Consider the following 15,896-nt stretch of genomic DNA (forward strand, 5'->3'; position numbering starts at 1 on the left):
TTTATATAAATAAATCATTAAATAATTTATTTTCTAATGCATCTGATGACATAAATACAGTAATCAATAACTTCAACCCAAATGAGGTTTTAGGAAGCACTTTAGATCGCTTCTCCCCTGACTCTGCTAATCAACGCAACATTCTTGATAGCCTCACTCAACCCCATAAGGCCGAGCTGCAGTTTAATAATACCTATATTGATTTAACGATCACTCCTATTCTCGATGATCAAAATAACCGTATAGGAACGATTGCAGAGTGGAATGATATTTCTGCACAACGTGCTGCACAGGTAGAAATTAAAGAGACCATAAAAGCAGTTTCCGAAGGAAATCTAGATGCCCAGATTGATACATCAGGAAAATCAGATTTTTATTTGATGCTTGCTAATGGTATTAACCAGATCATATCAACAACAAAAGGCATCAGCAATGATGCTAATAGAGTACTTGCCGCATTAGCTAAGGGCAAGCTCAATGAAACCATCGAAAAAGACTATAATGGTGAATTCAAACGCCTCAAAGAATCGGCTAATACAACAATATCTCAATTACAAGAAACCGTCACTGGTATCAAAGATGATTCAGGAATAGTCACCTCAAAAGCACAAGACCTTGCTAAGAATAATGCTGAACTCAATAAAAGCGCACAAAACCAAGCATCCACGCTTGAAGAAATACGCATCAGCCTAGAAAACATTAATGGTGCTGTTAAAGAAAACGCAGGCAAGCTTTCAGAAGCAGCTAGCCTTAGTGATCAAGCGAATAATAAGGCCAGCACAGGAAATGAGCTTGCCAAACGCACTGTCGCCGCAATGGATGAAATTAATCAAAGTAGTCAAAAAGTCCAAGAAATTACTGCGGTTATTAATGATATTGCTTTTCAAACTAATTTACTCGCGCTCAATGCTGCGGTAGAAGCCGCTCGGGCTGGAGAGCAAGGCCGTGGATTTGCGGTGGTCGCGAGTGAGGTTAGAACCTTGTCAGAGCGTAGCTCAAACTCTGCGAAGGAAATTCAAGACCTCGTCGATGAAGCGATGGTTCACGTCAATAACGGCCAGAAAATGGTGAACTCCAGCAGCGAAGCACTAGAGGAAATCACAGAGTCTGTTCAAAGTATTACCCAACTTGTCCAAGAACTTGCAACAAGTGGTAATCAACAGGCCGTGGGCATTAATGAAATTCAAGAGGCTGTCAGTGATATTTCACAGCTTACTCAAGATAATGCTCAAAAAGTCAGCTCTCAAAACGAAGCGAGCATGGAAATCTCAAAACGTTTGGGTGATATGAATATTGCGATTTCATTCTTCGATATTAAAAATTAAAAAAGGATATAATCGTTTAAAAAGCAGAGACTCTATTAACAGTAGGAATCTCTGCTTACATCCATCACAAATACAATAAATTCTCTCAAAAAATTAATTTAAATTTAATAAACATATAAAACAAATTGAATTTTAATAATTATTAAATATTTTAAATAAAAAATTTTAGTTATTTTTTAGAACCTTTAATATTAATAATTAAACGCTCACCTAAATTTTCACTCATATCCGTAATTTTATCAATCATCGGTTTATTTAAAACCTGATCTTTAGTCAGTAATAATGCTCCCTTATTGGTATATAAGTCATTCGCAAGGATCATCCCCCGCTGTAACTCACAGGCCCGTAAACGATTTAAGTATTGATAATTTTCTAGCAAAACATCCATAATCTCAGAAAACTCATTGACTAAACGAGTTTCATATAAACTTCCTCGATTATCCATTAAATAACTTTTAGCCTCAGCTGAGCTGTGCTGTTTTTTCAAAATATTTCCTAGCTGGAAACTTTCATAATCATACGCTATTTTAATAATTTTTGAGCCTAGTGGAATGTCTTCATTTTTTAAGACCTTCTGGATAACCACTACCGTCAATAAATTCCTGACTAGACTGCAATAAATCTTTAACCGCACTGAGTTCATACATCGGCTCTAATAAAGCAACCGCATAGTCGACATGCTTTAAATAACTTTTTTTCTCTTGATCTGAAAGTTGCTCATAAGCACAGTCCAGCAAATTATCAAGTAAACTGACTTTGCCAATATCCATTAATAGAGCTGCGATGTAAACTGATTTTATTTCAGCCGTTGATGATTTTAACCGTGCGGCTAATGTTGCAGCTGCAAGGGCAATACGCTTTAATTTTTCATTATTAATAAATAAATCAAGAGATTTATCTTTAGGACATGATTTTTTAAGAATTTCTTTAATTTTTTTCGTTGTTAAGCCCGCTTCATCATAATGCTTTGCGATCGACAAACAGGTTTTGCGAATCTCAGCCGCTCGTTCATTCACAACAGACCGATTTTCATATTCTTCCCGATCAAAGTAGGTTCTCTCCGACATACACTCGATAACAGAAGATTGTATTATTGCCTGAATATGGTCCTCAGAAGACATAGGTGTAAGCACCTTATGAATTCCAGCCTCATTAATTGCTTGATGCAAATAATCTATATCAGCATCACTTGCCACTAAAACACGAATACTTTGCGGGGAGGCTTTACGCACAGCAATTAGAAAGTCAATCTCATGATTCTCAGCAACTCGAGTGTCCACAATCACAATATACGTTGTCGCCGCCTTTAATAATTCAAAGGCGTGTTGTTGTGTCTTCACTTCGCTAATGCGATAACCCAAGGGCTTAAACGTGGTTGTGACTTTAGTCACATAGTCTTTCTGTGACCAAATTAAAATGTGGTCAATACTCTCACTAAACGACATAACTCATACATTAATATTATTAATTCCTTTATTTATAATTAATTTTTACTCTCTGCAGATAACACTAAAACATCACACTCTGCTTTATTAACAATTGAATTTGCAGTCGACCCTAACATACCTAACCAATGATGACGATGCCCGTGTAAAATGATCAGATCGACCCCCATTTGCTTTGCTTTACGAAGAAGATCTTCTTTCGGGTAGCCCTTAACGACCTGACAACTGCCACTCTCAACCCCAAGCTTACCAGCGAGTCTTGCCATTTCAGCATGAGCATCTTCAACAATTTGCTGTTCAAAGTCATAGTCACCCACATAACCATACGCCGCAGCAACAACTTGAACAATATGAAGCATGCTAAATTTTGCATCAAGCAACGCAGCAAAATCTCGTGCGTACTCTGCTGCACTCTCGCTACGCTCATCCAAGTCTGTAGCAAACAAAACATGTTGATATTTTTTCACTCATTTATCCTTGCTACTCTGAGCTAGCATTCGGGCTTTAATTGAAAGTATAGTTGATATTTAAGCTAAAATGGTTAATAAATTGATATATAAAGAAATACCAAAACTCTTGCCAACCGTTACCACTTTCTATAACAGCTTGCCTAATTGGGTAGTACACTTAAATAGCAACCCTCCCTTAAAATAGTGCAATTGAAAGAGTGGCCATCAGACAATGAAAATCTTACTTGTTGAAGACTCACATGCTACAGCCTCTTTAGAAATAGAAGCCGTTCGCCATATCTTCACTCACACCGTTGACATCATCAGAGCTTTGGATGGTCAAGCCGCCATTGAACGCTTTGAGCAACATGAGATTAACCTTGTATTGCTTGATTGGCATCTACCTAAAATAGAGGGCATCGATGTACTGAAAGAAATACGTAAAACAAATACGACTGTCCCTATTATTATGATCACATGTGAAACGGCTTTAGAATCAATTAATGCTGCAATGAAAGCAGGCGTTACTGATTATGTTATTAAACCGTTTAACATCAAAACACTGACTGAGAAAATAAGAAAAAATTTCACATGGCAAGAAATGTAAGGTTTTATTGAGACCGTAAACATTTCACCTTTGAATCACAATCGCAGCGGCCATTCTCCCCGTCTGTCCATCTCGTCGATAAGAATAAAAATTAGGGTTATTATGAGTGCAAATACCTTCTTGATAAATATCAGTCACTCCCAAGTCATTTAAAATTTCTATTGCCAAACCGTTAATATCAGCTAAAAATTTTCCATTATTTTTAGGTTGAAAATACAGCTCTAGCTTGGGTGATTTTGCTTGATAGACCTCTTTAACTTCACGCCCCACTTCAAAAGCTGTTTTACCAATGGCAGGCCCTAACCATACTTGCCAATCACCTTGACCTAATTCTGAAAAAGCATTCTCGATCACACCAGCACATAGCCCTCGCCATCCAGCATGAATGGCTGCAATTTTTTACCTTGTTTATCTGCAACTAAAATAGGCAAGCAATCTGCCGTCATCACCACGCAAGCCACACCTTTCTCGTCCGTCCAACTTGCATCTGCCTTTAATAAATCATTTTGTGCTTGTGCTTTAACGATATTGTTAGAATGGGTCTGATCTAGCCAATATAAATCTTGCTGTAAATTTAAACACTCTTGTAATAGAAAACGATTTTTCTTAACAGCAGTTATATTATCCCCCACATGACAACCTAAATTCATAGAGTCAAAAACATTATCACTAAACCCACCCTGACGGTCTGTATAAACAGCTTGAACCTTGTCTGAAAACGGTGCATTAATGGAAAAAATAGCCATGCTTAATTTATCTCATAAATTTTACCAAAATATACCTAAGCTATAAGTTATCAGCCTGACACAATTTTTGCATTAAAAATGTATAATTAAAAGGAAGTTTATGTTCACGACTTTACTCAACATTCTAAAAGCTCACCCTCATGGCATAAAAGAATATGAACTTCTTAAACAATTAGAAAATTTGCAGATGATAGAATCAACACCGGCCCATATGAAAAAAAATAACTTAGACTTATTTCAACGTCATTTTTTATTGTTTCACAGCTTATATAAACTAAGGGATTATTTACTAATATATCAGTGCTATCATTTAGAAATTCACTGCCTTAATATTCGCTTATGGCCATATTATAACCCGAAGACAACACTTCCTGCTGTATATGAACCTTTGCGTGATTATTATCTAGACCTAAATAACCTTGAAAACACATCTAAAAACGATGTAGACGATTTGCTTAACCAGTTTTGGCAGCGCTATGAACATCAAGAGCGCTATAGAGATAATAAAGAAGCAGCTTTGCAAGTATTAGGCTTGGACCATCAAGCCGATGCAATTATCATTAAAAAGCGCCTTGGGCAATTGCGCAGCCAACACCACCCCGATCATGGGGGCAATGCTGACTGCTTTTATAAAATCGAGCAAGCAGGCAAGACCTTGCTTAATATTTATAAATAACTACCCTCGTTTAAGTGCTGCGAGTAACTGCACCATATCATCAGGCAAAGGTGCTTGCCACGTCATTTGCTCACCGCTAACAGGATGTTCAAGAGAAAGTTCACACGCATGCAAAGCTTGGCGTTTAAAGCCACGAATCATACTCTTTAATTCATCGCTCGCTCCAGCCGGCATTTTCAAACGCCCTCCATAAGTGCCATCACCAATCAGAGAATGACGACGATGAGCCATATGGACACGAATCTGGTGAGTACGACCAGTCTCTAACTGCACCCTGACATGGGTGTGCTGGGGAAAACGTGTTAACACCTTAAAATGAGTCACCGCCGGCTTGCCTTGCCCAGGTTTGACTACACTCATTTTGGTTCTATGCACCGGATGACGGCCAATCGGCTCATCAATCGTTCCACCCCCGGTTAAAATTCCCTGCACCACCGCCTCATACTCACGACGAATATCACGTTTTTGCAGAGCATCGACTAACTTAGTATGTGCTTCTAAGGTACGCGCAACGACCATTAAGCCGGTCGTATCTTTATCTAAACGATGAACAATCCCAGCCCGTGGCACAGTGGCAATATTTGGATCTAAATGCAATAAAGCATTCATTAAGGTACTGTCTTGCACCCCCGCTCCAGGGTGGACAACCAAGCCAGCAGGCTTATTAATAATGATCAATGCATCATCTTGATAGACGATACTTAAATCGATTGGCTGAGGCTTAGCAGCGGTTTCAATATCACGTTCAACATGTAATGTGACAGTTTCCCCACCTTCAACCTTGTCTTTGGCTCGCCACGGCTTGCCATCGATAAGAATATGCCCCGCTTTCAGCCAGGCTTGTAATCGTGAGCGTGAGTAATCATTAAAGAGCTCGGCAAGCACCTGATCAATGCGTTCACCTTGATGGGATTCGTCTACAGACGCTGTTAAATCAATGATTTCTTTCACTCTCACTCTTCCTATCGACCAAATTGCCTGAACAAGGTACACTAGGCATCAACAGATGTGAATAGATAGACATAAAGTAAAATGAACTATTTAACAAAAAAATCGCTACTGACCTTATTTACTGCCTCTGCCGGTGCACTTTTACTCAGTGCCTGCAGCAGCACCCCTAAAATCAACTACAACACCCTCAATGCTGAGCAAATCTATCAGCGCGGTGCGAAACACATGCAAGAAGAAGACTATGATCTTGCCGTCAAAGAGTTCCAAGAACTCGATGCCCACTATCCATTCGGCCCCTACGCTCAGCAAGGCGATTTGGATACGATTTATGCCTATTACAAAGATGATAAACCGGATATGGCGCTATTACAGGCCAATCGCTTTATCAACCTTTACCCAAACAACCCAGGCTTACCCTATGCCTATTATATGAAAGGCGTGATCAACTTTGATCAAGGGGCGAGTTTCTTACAGCGCTACTTCCATTACGACATTAGCGAGCATGATACAACAACGGCCAAACAAGCCTATATGGACTTTAATACCTTTATCCATAACTACCCAAAAAGTCCGTATGTTACCGATGCTAAGCGTCGTATGGTTTACTTGCGTAATGCTCTAGCACAGTTCCAGCTCAATGTGGCTTTATACAACTTACAGAAAAAAGCCTACATTGGTGCAGTGACACGTGCTCAAGGGGTCATTAAAGAGTATCCACGCACTCCTGCGGTTAAAGGTGCATTAGAAGTTATGATTAAAGCCTATAGAGCGCTAGGCTTAAATACGCTCGCTAAAGATACAGAAGCGACCTATCAGACAACCTACCATAAAGCGCCCTTCACCAAGAAAAAATCTTAAGTTTTAATCCATCACCCATTAAATTACACATCGAGAATTGAATTGAAAGACGCCTAGGTTATCACATCTAGGCGCTTGTTTTAGCAGGGTATACATTAAGGTGATCAAATGAAGATATTAATCATTGGCGCGGGTCTTGGTGGTCTCACAATGGCACATGCACTTAAAACTTACTTACCCCAAGCTGAATTTAAGATCATTGAAAAATCAACATCACTCAGAGCAACTGGCGCGAGTATTGCTCTGCCGGGCAATGCGGTTGATGCATTTAAATATTTATCGATGCAAGAGCAAATACTAAAAACAGCCCACCCTATTAGCAAAATACGCTACCTTAAATACAACGGCAAACTTCTCAGTGAAACCAAGCTGGCCGAGCATCCAATATTAAAAGACTATCAATTTATTGCCCTACAAAGAGAGGAACTCATTCACCTGCTCGCTCAAGATATTCTCCCTCACATCCAATTTAACACCGTGATTAAACAATACACGCAGCAAGATAAACTCACTCACATTGAATTAAGTGATGACAGTCACTTTACGGCTGACTTAATAATTGATGCGTCCGGAGTAAATTCCACACATCGCCAAGCAATATGTGGGCAAGATTTGCGAGAAGATTTAGGCATCAGCTGTTGGCGCTTTTTAACCAGTAGAAAAACAGCAGACCCCAGCTACTACCTATTATCCCCCAACGGTGGCCTTGGGTTACTTTACCCAACCTCAGGCAATCAATCTTATGTATATTTACAGCGCGTGCAAGAAAAAGATAACTACAGCACCGACGTTGATAAAGCGAGTTTGGTGCGTTTCTTTGCTAAGTTCGCCCCTGAGTTACAAGAGGCGATAGACTCAACACCGACTGAAAAAATAATCGCCAGTCGCTTAGTTTCTGTCAGTGAACCGATCATGACAGATCACAAATCCACCGTATTTATCGGTGATGCCGCCGCCGCATGCTCCCCACAATTACAACAAGGCTATGCGAGCGCGATTGAAGATGCCTTAACTCTCGCCTGGTCACTACAGGCAAAGCCTCAATTAGAAGATGCGCTCCTGTGTTATGAGCAATTAAGGCTGAGCAGAGTTCAATGGATTAAAAATGCTTCAGATACCCCCTCAAAAAGTTCTCAAGCTTTAATAATATACTTTCAAGAAGAGTTATTGCCCAGAAAATCAGAAAGAACGGCCCCCTCAATGTGCAAGGCTGGTCGACTTTATTGGAAAAAAATTACCTAGCAAATGCAGCCAAACAGCTCAATTTATCTTTTTAGCAAATAAATCCCAACAAAATGCTTAAGGAAAAACAGAGAAAGCGGGAAATATCCCGCCGTTTTTCGTATTAAACAAAATATTAAGCCTGAGCAGAAAAGTAAGGTAAGCTTTACTCCTGTTGAGTTCATTGGATAAATTTTTAAGAAGAGCTAAACCTGCCAGCACCGTCACATCGACATTTAAGCTTTCTATCATCTACCATCGGTTAATCTAACAATTCGCACAGTGTTTCACCATAGTAACGCCACTTAACTCAACGCCCTTGTAAGGTCAGCAGACAATCACAGATAAACTGAAAAAGATGGTCTATACCTTTAATAGACTAACCTGTTTTATTCGACATATCTTGGAGCTGATCTAAAGTGCTAAGCAGACGAATTGCCTTTCTCCTCATCGCTATATTGGTATTAGGCACAAATGTTAATGCAAAAAAGACGATTAAAATTTGCATGGATAATAGTTATTGGTACCCATTTACATTTTTAAAAGATAATAAGCCTTCAGGAGTGCACGTTGATATTGTTACAATGGCTTTAAAAGCATCAGGCTATGATTTGTACACGATAAAATCCGGGCCGTGGCGAAGATGCTTAAAGGAAGCACAATTCGGTATGGCCGATGCAGTCATGACGGCCTCTTATAAACCTGAAAGGGCGGATTATCTTTATTATCCTGAGGATGCGCAATCCTCATCGCCATCTAAATGGCGAGTTAGTCAAGTAGGTTACTCAGCTGTTCTTTTGCCGGGTGCTAATTTTAATGGCAATATGTCTCACCTTCCTCAACCTGTGTATGTGCCACACGGCTACTCAATAGGAGATGATATTAAAAAATCAGGTGTAACGGTAGATTCAACATTCTATTCTGATTTAAGAAATTTTAACCGGTTAAATAAGCTAAGAAAAGGAAGCTTAGTTACTATTACTACGCTGGCTCAAGCTTTCTTGAGAAAGAACCCTTCCTATCAAATGGTCATTTACCCAAAAGAAATAAAAAGCAAAAGCTACTTTTTAGCCTTTTCTAAAAAATCCTTCTTGAGTCCATCGGAACAACAGGCGATTTGGGAGAAAATTAGATTAATCAGAAAGAAAGAGCTGAATAATATTATGGTTAAATATGTTAAATAGCTGACCAAGAAAAGCCTTACTTGCAGCGGCCCGTACCACTCAGCCACAACTGAAAGGATCATTTGTCCAAACCACACCTTTATCCTGCTTAGGGTACTGTCGGTAAACAGTTACCGGAAGCGTCGCTACCTCGGTAGGTATTTTGCACTTCCATGGTGCAAAATCGCCTCGCAAAACGCGACGACTATAATGCCTCGGCCGTCCCCGTCACGAGACGCTCCGTGCCTTAATTCGGCACACTCCGCATCTCGCTCTCAGATGACTCTACGGCTCGTATAGATTTTTAGACACTCGTTCCGCCGACTCCGGACCTAAAGGCCCTACGTCACTCCGCTCTGCTAAAAATCCGAGCCTACCTCGGAATACTCACCCCGCGCTTGGCGCTCCCTGGCTCGCATCGACTGAATTATTTACAGGCTTTATATCTATTGCCCCTGCATGGTAATATAATTCCGCGCTTGCTTTACTTTCTCGATACAGCTTGAAAACTGATTGAACTCTTGCTGAACTTTGGCTGCTGAAAGCAAGGCCATCGCCTGAGTATAATTCATCGTACTTTCAAAATTATTCGCTTGGGCATAATCGAGATCTTGATACGCTTTTTGTAAGTCCTCACGACACTGGTTCGCCGTCATAGAATTTGTCGGCTGCCCTGCACATGCAGCGAGTAATAAAGCCAACCCAATTAACGCGCCTGTCTTTATCGTTTTAGTCATTCTCGTACTTCAACTCGTCCAATTAATCAGTAATGCAATTTTTATAGTTAAGCTCAAAACTTAAATAAACCCCACTATAATAGTCCAGTACTTTACCGATGCATAGAGTAAAATTAACGTTATTTATTCTATTACACTACTTAACTCTTCCCTATCTTAGCCAAGTTGAGTATTATCTTTGCCCCTTCCTTTAATAATTTTTTGACCATTTGATCAAAGGTAGAAAGCTATGCAAAGCCTCCAAACTCTCGCCTTAAAACAGCCCACACCAGAAGACTGTGAAGCATTTATCAAAGCCGTCAAAATTAGTGCTGCCTTACACCACCCTTGGGTTTCTCCTGCTGATAACGAAGAAGATTTTTTGGAATACATTGACAAGGCAAATAACTCAGATCGCAGTGAAAGCCTATTTCTAATGCACAATAGTAATCTTGTCGGGGTCTTCAATATCAGTGAAATTGTGCGCGGTTGCTTTCAAAGTTGCTATCTCGGCTATTATGCCTTCGAACCTTTTGCTAATCAGGGTTATATGACTCAAGGTTTGCAGCTATTAATTCATCATGCTTTTGGCGCACTCAAGCTTCACCGCATAGAGGCCAATATTCGCCCTGAAAATACTCATTCAATTAAGCTCGTACAAAAGCTCGGCTTTCACAAAGAAGGCTACTCCCCCAACTATTTATACCTTGACGGTGCTTGGCGTGACCATGAGCGCTGGGCGATTACCCATGATTTTTAAAAAAATGGCTTGTGCTATTTCAAGCCTTTTATGCAATACCTAGTTTTTTTCAAGTCTTTTTTGCCTGTGTAAATAGAAGCCGTGCATCCTTCAAAAACAGCCCGATCAAATTGAGCAATTTCTTTTTGTGTCCTAAAAAATGGACCATTATCTCGTTTTAACTTTTTTAGCAAATCAGGCTTCGCCTGAAAAAATCGTTTGGCCCTCTCACGAAAAACTTTCATTTCATCGCTATCTAAAAACATTGTTAACCTCATTATTTCGGATTCACCTCTTCCATATGGAGCTAATATATGTTAAAACAACAAAATTTACACAAGCTTAACAATAGATGACTCAAATTAACTCACTGAAATTTTGCCAAATAATCCACTCACAGCAATATATATGGCGTGTTTATAGGGTTGTGATATATACTGCAGTCTCATTTGTCATGAAAAGCGAGCGATATGATGTTCAATACAAAGCAAAAGTTGCTAACCATTCTACTAGATATGACAAAAAAAGACCCTCTATCCACCCACACAAAAGCCTGTGCTTATGGTTTCGGTCTTCTTTTATTACTCGCATGGGCCTATGTTCTTCTTTCTGCGGGTTTAGCCATCAGCTTCGTGCTCGCCATCATCTTTGTCGCAGGGCTTTATTTTCAAGTCAACCGTTACGCCGCTAAACTGATCAAATCATCTCAGTCACACAAACCTCGCATCGAAGACGTGCGCCTTCTCGTCGTCAGCTCCAAATCGATGATGTTATTTTGCATCGGCGCTCTGATTACTTATACAGCGATGTTCTTTAGTGCATCTTAATAAACACATCTTGAACTCAAAGTGAAATAAACATGGGAAAACGATCAAAAATAAAAAAAATTAAGCTCAATGACTTTCATAAGACGCTGATCATTGGAGCACTCTGGATTTTCATGATGATGTTTATCATGGCCTGGTCAATTAATAAGCAAGATAACCAAATTGCCAAGCAACAGGTCAATGCGATAAAAACAAGCATGACCGCGCTGAACTTCAATAACAACAAATACCTCCACTGCGTGAATAGCAACATCAATATTGTCTATATTGCCTGGTGTCTAGAAAACGAACAAAAGAGTCTTTAGAACCACTCTATTTTCTCGATATCAGTGAACTGAACCTTAGACTGACCGTTATCAAACACCAAGCTGCCAGAATAAGATAAGTGTTCTTCACCATACTGCCCAGCATCTCCAGCCATGCCTTGAATGGTATGTTCTTCACCATCACCTTCAACATGCAGCACCCAGTTCTGGCCTTCAGAACCTGACACTTGCAGAGTATCCGTGCCCTCACCCCCAGAAATCCAGTTCTGACCTAAATCACCCTCATCCAGGTTAAAGACAAATAAATCATTACCCGTATGGCCCATGGCAATATCATCACCTTGGCCAACATGAATCTCATCATCTCCAGCATTGCCTTCAATGCGATCATCCCCTAAGCCGCCTTGCAATAAATCATCACCCGAGTTACCCGCCAACCAATCATTCCCGGCACCGCCAAAAATCTGGTCATCCCCCAGGTTCCCCCAACCTACGTCTTTACCATCGCCGAGATTCATCACCGTATCACCATATTCGTAGCGATAGCTGGCTAAATCAACGATATCATCACCTGCACCAGTATTAAATTCTTCTATAGACGACAGCTCCTCACGACCACCCCAGTCCAAGGTATAGGCATCATTCGCCTCAGAACCCGTTAACACATCACGGGCATCTTCTTCACCTTCAAGACCTCGATAGTGATGCGCTTTCGTATCCCACTCATGATCAAAGTCTTTGGTAGAATCCGTATGCCGATGGCTATGCAAGGCATCGTCTCCTTCAGGACTGTGTTCTGGATCACCTACTTGAAAATGTGCAGGTCGGCTATGCTGACTACGATCAAAATCATCATTCGTCCATTGATTTTCAATTTGAATATCACCAATATCAGTCGATTGACCATCAACAACGATATCCAGTTTTTCAAAATCTCCCACCTGAACCCCTAGATGCTCAAAGGTTTCTATAGGGCCATTGTCACTGTTTTCATTTGAATTTTCTTGAATAAAATCATTAAGCTCACGTAAATCTGCGACAATATCACTGTTTTCTAACTGCTCACCGGTAAGCTCTACCCGGAAAGTATCATCTCCTGTGCCACCATGATATTGGTCAATACCATCAGATTGACCCACCACAAAAGTCGCCGCATCATCGCCACTACCTGCATAGACCTCATCAATCCCAGCACCTCCATCGAGGGTGTCATCACCGCCGCCGCCATAAAGAATGTCGTTGCCTAGACCACCCAACAACACATCATTACCCCCTTCCTCGTGGTAAATCACATCATCATAGCTATAGCTGATGCTTTCTATAAGGTAATCTGAGGAATCATAAGCTTTACCTGTATTGTGATGCTCGTTTTCCCAACCTTTGGGGTCTGACTCATAACCCGTCGCCCGAAACTCTATCCCTGCAAAACCTTCATCACTTGAAATCACAAGTTCACCGTCATTATTATCAAGATCAGCCGCAGTGAAAGTCACCCACACACTCTCATTTCCATCACTATCAATCAGGCGATATTGGCCTTGCTCAGACTCTTTACCATTTGACTTAAAGTGATTAAATTCTATTTCAGCCTCTATCACATTATGACCAAAATCAAAGACCAACCCTTCACTGACTCCAGTTAATGGATCATAAGCCATCTCCTGGCTCAATCCCTGATGAATATGGTCTTTCTCACCATCATCAACACCAAAACCATGTGAGTCTGCACTTAAATCACCACCAACGGCAGAGATTTCAACATCATCAGGGATATCACCTACCTCGATCGTGTCACTACCTCGGTTACGCTCAACACTAAAGGCCGCATCACCGCCATATAAGATGTCATCGCCCTCGCCACCACTGAGGTTATCATTACCAGCACCGCCATAAACGATATCTTCACCTTCACCGCCAGTAACAACATCATGCCCTTCACCAACATTCACTTCCGAATTTTTATAGTCTGCACCAAGTTTCACTTCATCGGCACCTGCACCCGTATCGACATTAAACTCAGTTAACCCTTTATCACCCTCGAGGCTCACTGCATCAGCACCAGCCCCCGTATCTATATTAAAGGTATTACTCCAACCGGCATTATTGGTCTTGGCGGTCACATCAACACTATCATCACCTTCACCCGTTGAGATATCACCCCGTTTTGCTCCATCAATTACAACAGAGCTATCACCATCGCCGCCTAATTTCACATCGCTACGCACAAAATCAGTCATCGTGATATCAGCCGCTTCATCACTTTGCGCCAAGGCATTTTTAATACTGTTCCAACCACTGTCTAACTGTAAGCTTGCAGCATTTTCATCCTGATAGGTCACACTGATTTGATCAGAATCGCGAATACCATCGGTATCCATTTCCTCACCCGTAATCACTTCAGTAGTCCCAAATGCTTCAGGCTGCTTCACCTCATAATTACTATCTTCATCACTATAATCGGGATAAATCGTTTTCTGATCATTCACAATAAAGCGAACATTGGCCTCTTCTGCACCTTCTTCAACATTCAGCTGAACTGTTTCTGTAACTTCACCCCCCTGACCATCAGAAACCGTATATTCAAAGCTGGTTTCACCACTCCAATCGTCATCAGGCGTAAAGGTCCAGGTGCTATCACCATTGTCAATCAATTCACCATTAGCAGGGTCTGTTACATGTGTAACCGATAGATTATCTCCATCAACATCTTCAGCACCTGCCAATAAATCAGCCTCTGTAATCACTAAAGAACCGTCTTCTTTTAGCTCAAAAGTATGGGATTCCGCCGTTGGATCATCATTCACTGGCTCAATACTCAAACTCACTGACCCAATGTCGCTACCACCCTCTCCATCGATTACGGTGTATTCAAAGCTAGTATCGCCATTCCAGTTTTCATCCGGGGTAAAGGTAAATTGCGTACCTTCAAGAACCAAACTACCATTAGCCGGTTGCTCGAAATTTTGAATAGATAGATCATCGCCATCGACATCAGAGATTAAATCACTCACATCAAACACGAGTGGCGCATCTTCAGCCCCTGACGCACTACCCTCAATCACCACCGGATCATCATTCACCGGATCAATCGTGAACGTGACCGTGGCATTAGATAATCCGCCATTACCATCAGAAACGGTATAAACAAAACTATCTTCACCGTTATAGTTTTCGTCAGGAACATAACTAAATTCACCGGTCTCACTATTAAAACTTAATTCACCATGCTCTGGGTTTTGGCTAATGCCGGTAATACTGAGCTGATCGCCATCAATATCACTATCATTTGCTAAAATATCAGCGGCTGTGAAGTTGAGTGCATTATCTTCAGCTAAATTTAATTGATCATCACCCGCTTCTGGGCCATCATTCACCGCGGCTATGGTTAAGTCCACAGAGCCCACGGTTGTACCCCTTCACCATCGGTTACGGTGTATTCAAAGCTAGTATCACCATTCCAGTTTTCATCCGGGGTAAAGGTAAATTGTGTCCCCTCAAGCGTTAAGTTGCCATTAGCCGGTTGCTCGAAATTTTGAATAGATAGATCATCGCCATCGACATCAGAAATTAAATCACTCACATCAAACACAAGTGGCGCATCTTCAGCCCCTGACGCACTGCCCTCAATCACCACCGGATCATCATTCACCGGATCAATCGTGAAAGTGACCGTGGCATTGGATAATCCGCCATTACCATCAGAAACGGTATAGACAAAGCGATCTTCACCGTGATAGTTCTCATCCGGGTAAAGGTAAATTCGCCGGTTTCAACATTAAAGAGTAATTCACCATGTTCTGGGGTTTGGCTAATGCCGGTAATACTCAGCAGATCACCATCAATATCTTCATCATTGACTAAAATATCAGCCGCTGTGAAGTTGAGTGCACTATCTTCAGCTAAATTT

Annotated in this window: 19 protein-coding genes and 1 pseudogene; 9 read left to right on the forward strand and 11 right to left on the reverse strand. The window is 40.9% G+C overall.

Going from position 1 to position 15,896, the window contains the following annotated elements; translation table 11 throughout:
* Positions 1 to 1,325, forward strand: a 1,325-nt coding sequence (locus BGC07_RS03130) for a methyl-accepting chemotaxis protein (protein WP_235602873.1), incomplete at its 5' end; no start/stop codon positions are given.
* Positions 1,326 to 1,494: 169 nt separating this feature from the next.
* Here BGC07_RS03130 and BGC07_RS03135 read toward each other — a convergent pair.
* The 3 genes from BGC07_RS03135 to BGC07_RS03145 form a co-directional block, all read right to left on the reverse strand.
* A complete protein-coding gene (locus BGC07_RS03135) occupies positions 1,495 to 1,812 on the reverse strand; it encodes a hypothetical protein (RefSeq protein ID WP_139121599.1) in 318 nt (105 codons plus the stop codon).
* A gap of 70 nt (positions 1,813 to 1,882) precedes the next feature.
* Complete coding sequence (locus BGC07_RS03140) at positions 1,883 to 2,770, reverse strand: HD domain-containing phosphohydrolase (RefSeq protein WP_069311925.1); 888 nt, start codon at positions 2,768 to 2,770, stop codon at positions 1,883 to 1,885.
* Between the two features lie 38 nt (positions 2,771 to 2,808).
* Complete coding sequence (locus BGC07_RS03145; RefSeq protein ID WP_069311926.1) at positions 2,809 to 3,237, reverse strand: universal stress protein; 429 nt, start codon at positions 3,235 to 3,237, stop codon at positions 2,809 to 2,811.
* Between the two features lie 214 nt (positions 3,238 to 3,451).
* Here BGC07_RS03145 and BGC07_RS03150 point away from each other — a divergent pair, with 214 nt between their 5' ends.
* On the forward strand, positions 3,452 to 3,826 hold the full coding sequence (locus tag BGC07_RS03150; protein WP_069311927.1) for a response regulator transcription factor: 375 nt from the start codon (positions 3,452 to 3,454) through the stop codon (positions 3,824 to 3,826).
* A gap of 24 nt (positions 3,827 to 3,850) precedes the next feature.
* Here the strand turns inward: BGC07_RS03150 and BGC07_RS22985 are convergent, their stop codons facing one another.
* Both BGC07_RS22985 and BGC07_RS22990 read right to left on the reverse strand, forming a co-directional pair.
* Positions 3,851 to 4,180, reverse strand: a complete 330-nt coding sequence (locus BGC07_RS22985) for a laccase domain-containing protein (protein WP_268801596.1) — start codon at positions 4,178 to 4,180, stop codon at positions 3,851 to 3,853.
* Complete coding sequence (locus tag BGC07_RS22990; protein ID WP_268801597.1) at positions 4,177 to 4,572, reverse strand: laccase domain-containing protein; 396 nt, start codon at positions 4,570 to 4,572, stop codon at positions 4,177 to 4,179. The genes BGC07_RS22985 and BGC07_RS22990 overlap by 4 nt, the downstream gene beginning before the upstream one ends.
* Before the next feature lie 100 nt (positions 4,573 to 4,672).
* Here BGC07_RS22990 and BGC07_RS03160 point away from each other — a divergent pair, with 100 nt between their 5' ends.
* Positions 4,673 to 5,248, forward strand: a complete 576-nt coding sequence (locus BGC07_RS03160) for a DNA-J related domain-containing protein (RefSeq protein WP_069311928.1) — start codon at positions 4,673 to 4,675, stop codon at positions 5,246 to 5,248.
* Here the strand turns inward: BGC07_RS03160 and rluD are convergent, their stop codons facing one another.
* Entirely contained in the window at positions 5,249 to 6,199 is a 951-nt protein-coding gene (gene rluD, locus BGC07_RS03165; protein ID WP_069311929.1) for a 23S rRNA pseudouridine(1911/1915/1917) synthase RluD, read from the reverse strand. It abuts the gene before it with no gap.
* Between the two features lie 81 nt (positions 6,200 to 6,280).
* On the opposite strand from rluD, the gene BGC07_RS03170 reads away from it, so the two are divergent.
* The 3 genes from BGC07_RS03170 to BGC07_RS03180 all read left to right on the forward strand — a co-directional run bounded on the left by BGC07_RS03170 (position 6,281) and on the right by BGC07_RS03180 (position 9,462).
* On the forward strand, positions 6,281 to 7,057 hold the full coding sequence (locus BGC07_RS03170) for an outer membrane protein assembly factor BamD (protein WP_069311930.1): 777 nt from the start codon (positions 6,281 to 6,283) through the stop codon (positions 7,055 to 7,057).
* Between the two features lie 108 nt (positions 7,058 to 7,165).
* Positions 7,166 to 8,299, forward strand: coding sequence for an FAD-dependent monooxygenase (locus BGC07_RS03175; protein WP_069311931.1), 1,134 nt, complete (start codon positions 7,166 to 7,168; stop codon positions 8,297 to 8,299).
* Between the two features lie 485 nt (positions 8,300 to 8,784).
* Complete coding sequence (locus BGC07_RS03180; RefSeq protein WP_139121600.1) at positions 8,785 to 9,462, forward strand: substrate-binding periplasmic protein; 678 nt, start codon at positions 8,785 to 8,787, stop codon at positions 9,460 to 9,462.
* Positions 9,463 to 9,887: 425 nt separating this feature from the next.
* On the opposite strand, the gene BGC07_RS03185 is transcribed toward BGC07_RS03180, so the two are convergent.
* A complete protein-coding gene (locus tag BGC07_RS03185; protein ID WP_069311933.1) occupies positions 9,888 to 10,178 on the reverse strand; it encodes a hypothetical protein in 291 nt (96 codons plus the stop codon).
* Positions 10,179 to 10,407: 229 nt separating this feature from the next.
* Here BGC07_RS03185 and BGC07_RS03190 point away from each other — a divergent pair, with 229 nt between their 5' ends.
* Positions 10,408 to 10,917 carry a GNAT family N-acetyltransferase gene (locus tag BGC07_RS03190; protein ID WP_069311934.1) on the forward strand — a complete coding sequence of 170 codons (510 nt, stop codon included), beginning with the start codon at positions 10,408 to 10,410 and terminating at the stop codon, positions 10,915 to 10,917.
* A 14-nt stretch (positions 10,918 to 10,931) separates the two neighbouring features.
* On the opposite strand, the gene BGC07_RS03195 is transcribed toward BGC07_RS03190, so the two are convergent.
* Entirely contained in the window at positions 10,932 to 11,174 is a 243-nt protein-coding gene (locus BGC07_RS03195; RefSeq protein ID WP_235602874.1) for a hypothetical protein, read from the reverse strand.
* Positions 11,175 to 11,366: 192 nt separating this feature from the next.
* Here BGC07_RS03195 and BGC07_RS03200 point away from each other — a divergent pair, with 192 nt between their 5' ends.
* Entirely contained in the window at positions 11,367 to 11,723 is a 357-nt protein-coding gene (locus BGC07_RS03200) for a hypothetical protein (protein WP_235602875.1), read from the forward strand.
* 32 nt (positions 11,724 to 11,755) lie between these two features.
* Positions 11,756 to 12,028 carry a hypothetical protein gene (locus BGC07_RS03205; protein ID WP_069311937.1) on the forward strand — a complete coding sequence of 91 codons (273 nt, stop codon included), beginning with the start codon at positions 11,756 to 11,758 and terminating at the stop codon, positions 12,026 to 12,028.
* Here BGC07_RS03205 and BGC07_RS03210 read toward each other — a convergent pair.
* The 3 genes and pseudogenes from BGC07_RS03210 to BGC07_RS20490 form a co-directional block, all read right to left on the reverse strand.
* Positions 12,025 to 15,393: a cadherin-like domain-containing protein gene (locus BGC07_RS03210; RefSeq protein ID WP_069311938.1), complete on the reverse strand. Its 3,369-nt coding sequence runs from the start codon at positions 15,391 to 15,393 to the stop codon at positions 12,025 to 12,027. The genes BGC07_RS03205 and BGC07_RS03210 overlap by 4 nt on opposite strands.
* On the reverse strand, positions 15,375 to 15,638 hold the full coding sequence (locus BGC07_RS03215) for a cadherin-like domain-containing protein (protein ID WP_069311939.1): 264 nt from the start codon (positions 15,636 to 15,638) through the stop codon (positions 15,375 to 15,377). Before BGC07_RS03215 ends, BGC07_RS03210 begins: the two co-directional genes overlap by 19 nt.
* Before the next feature lie 39 nt (positions 15,639 to 15,677).
* A pseudogene (locus BGC07_RS20490) lies at positions 15,678 to 15,853 on the reverse strand (cadherin-like domain-containing protein); the annotation flags it as partial.
* Positions 15,854 to 15,896: the final 43 nt, after the last annotated feature.

The sequence above is a fragment of the Piscirickettsia litoralis genome (assembly GCF_001720395.1).
In the GTDB taxonomy this organism is placed as follows: Bacteria; Pseudomonadota; Gammaproteobacteria; order Piscirickettsiales; family Piscirickettsiaceae; genus Piscirickettsia; species Piscirickettsia litoralis.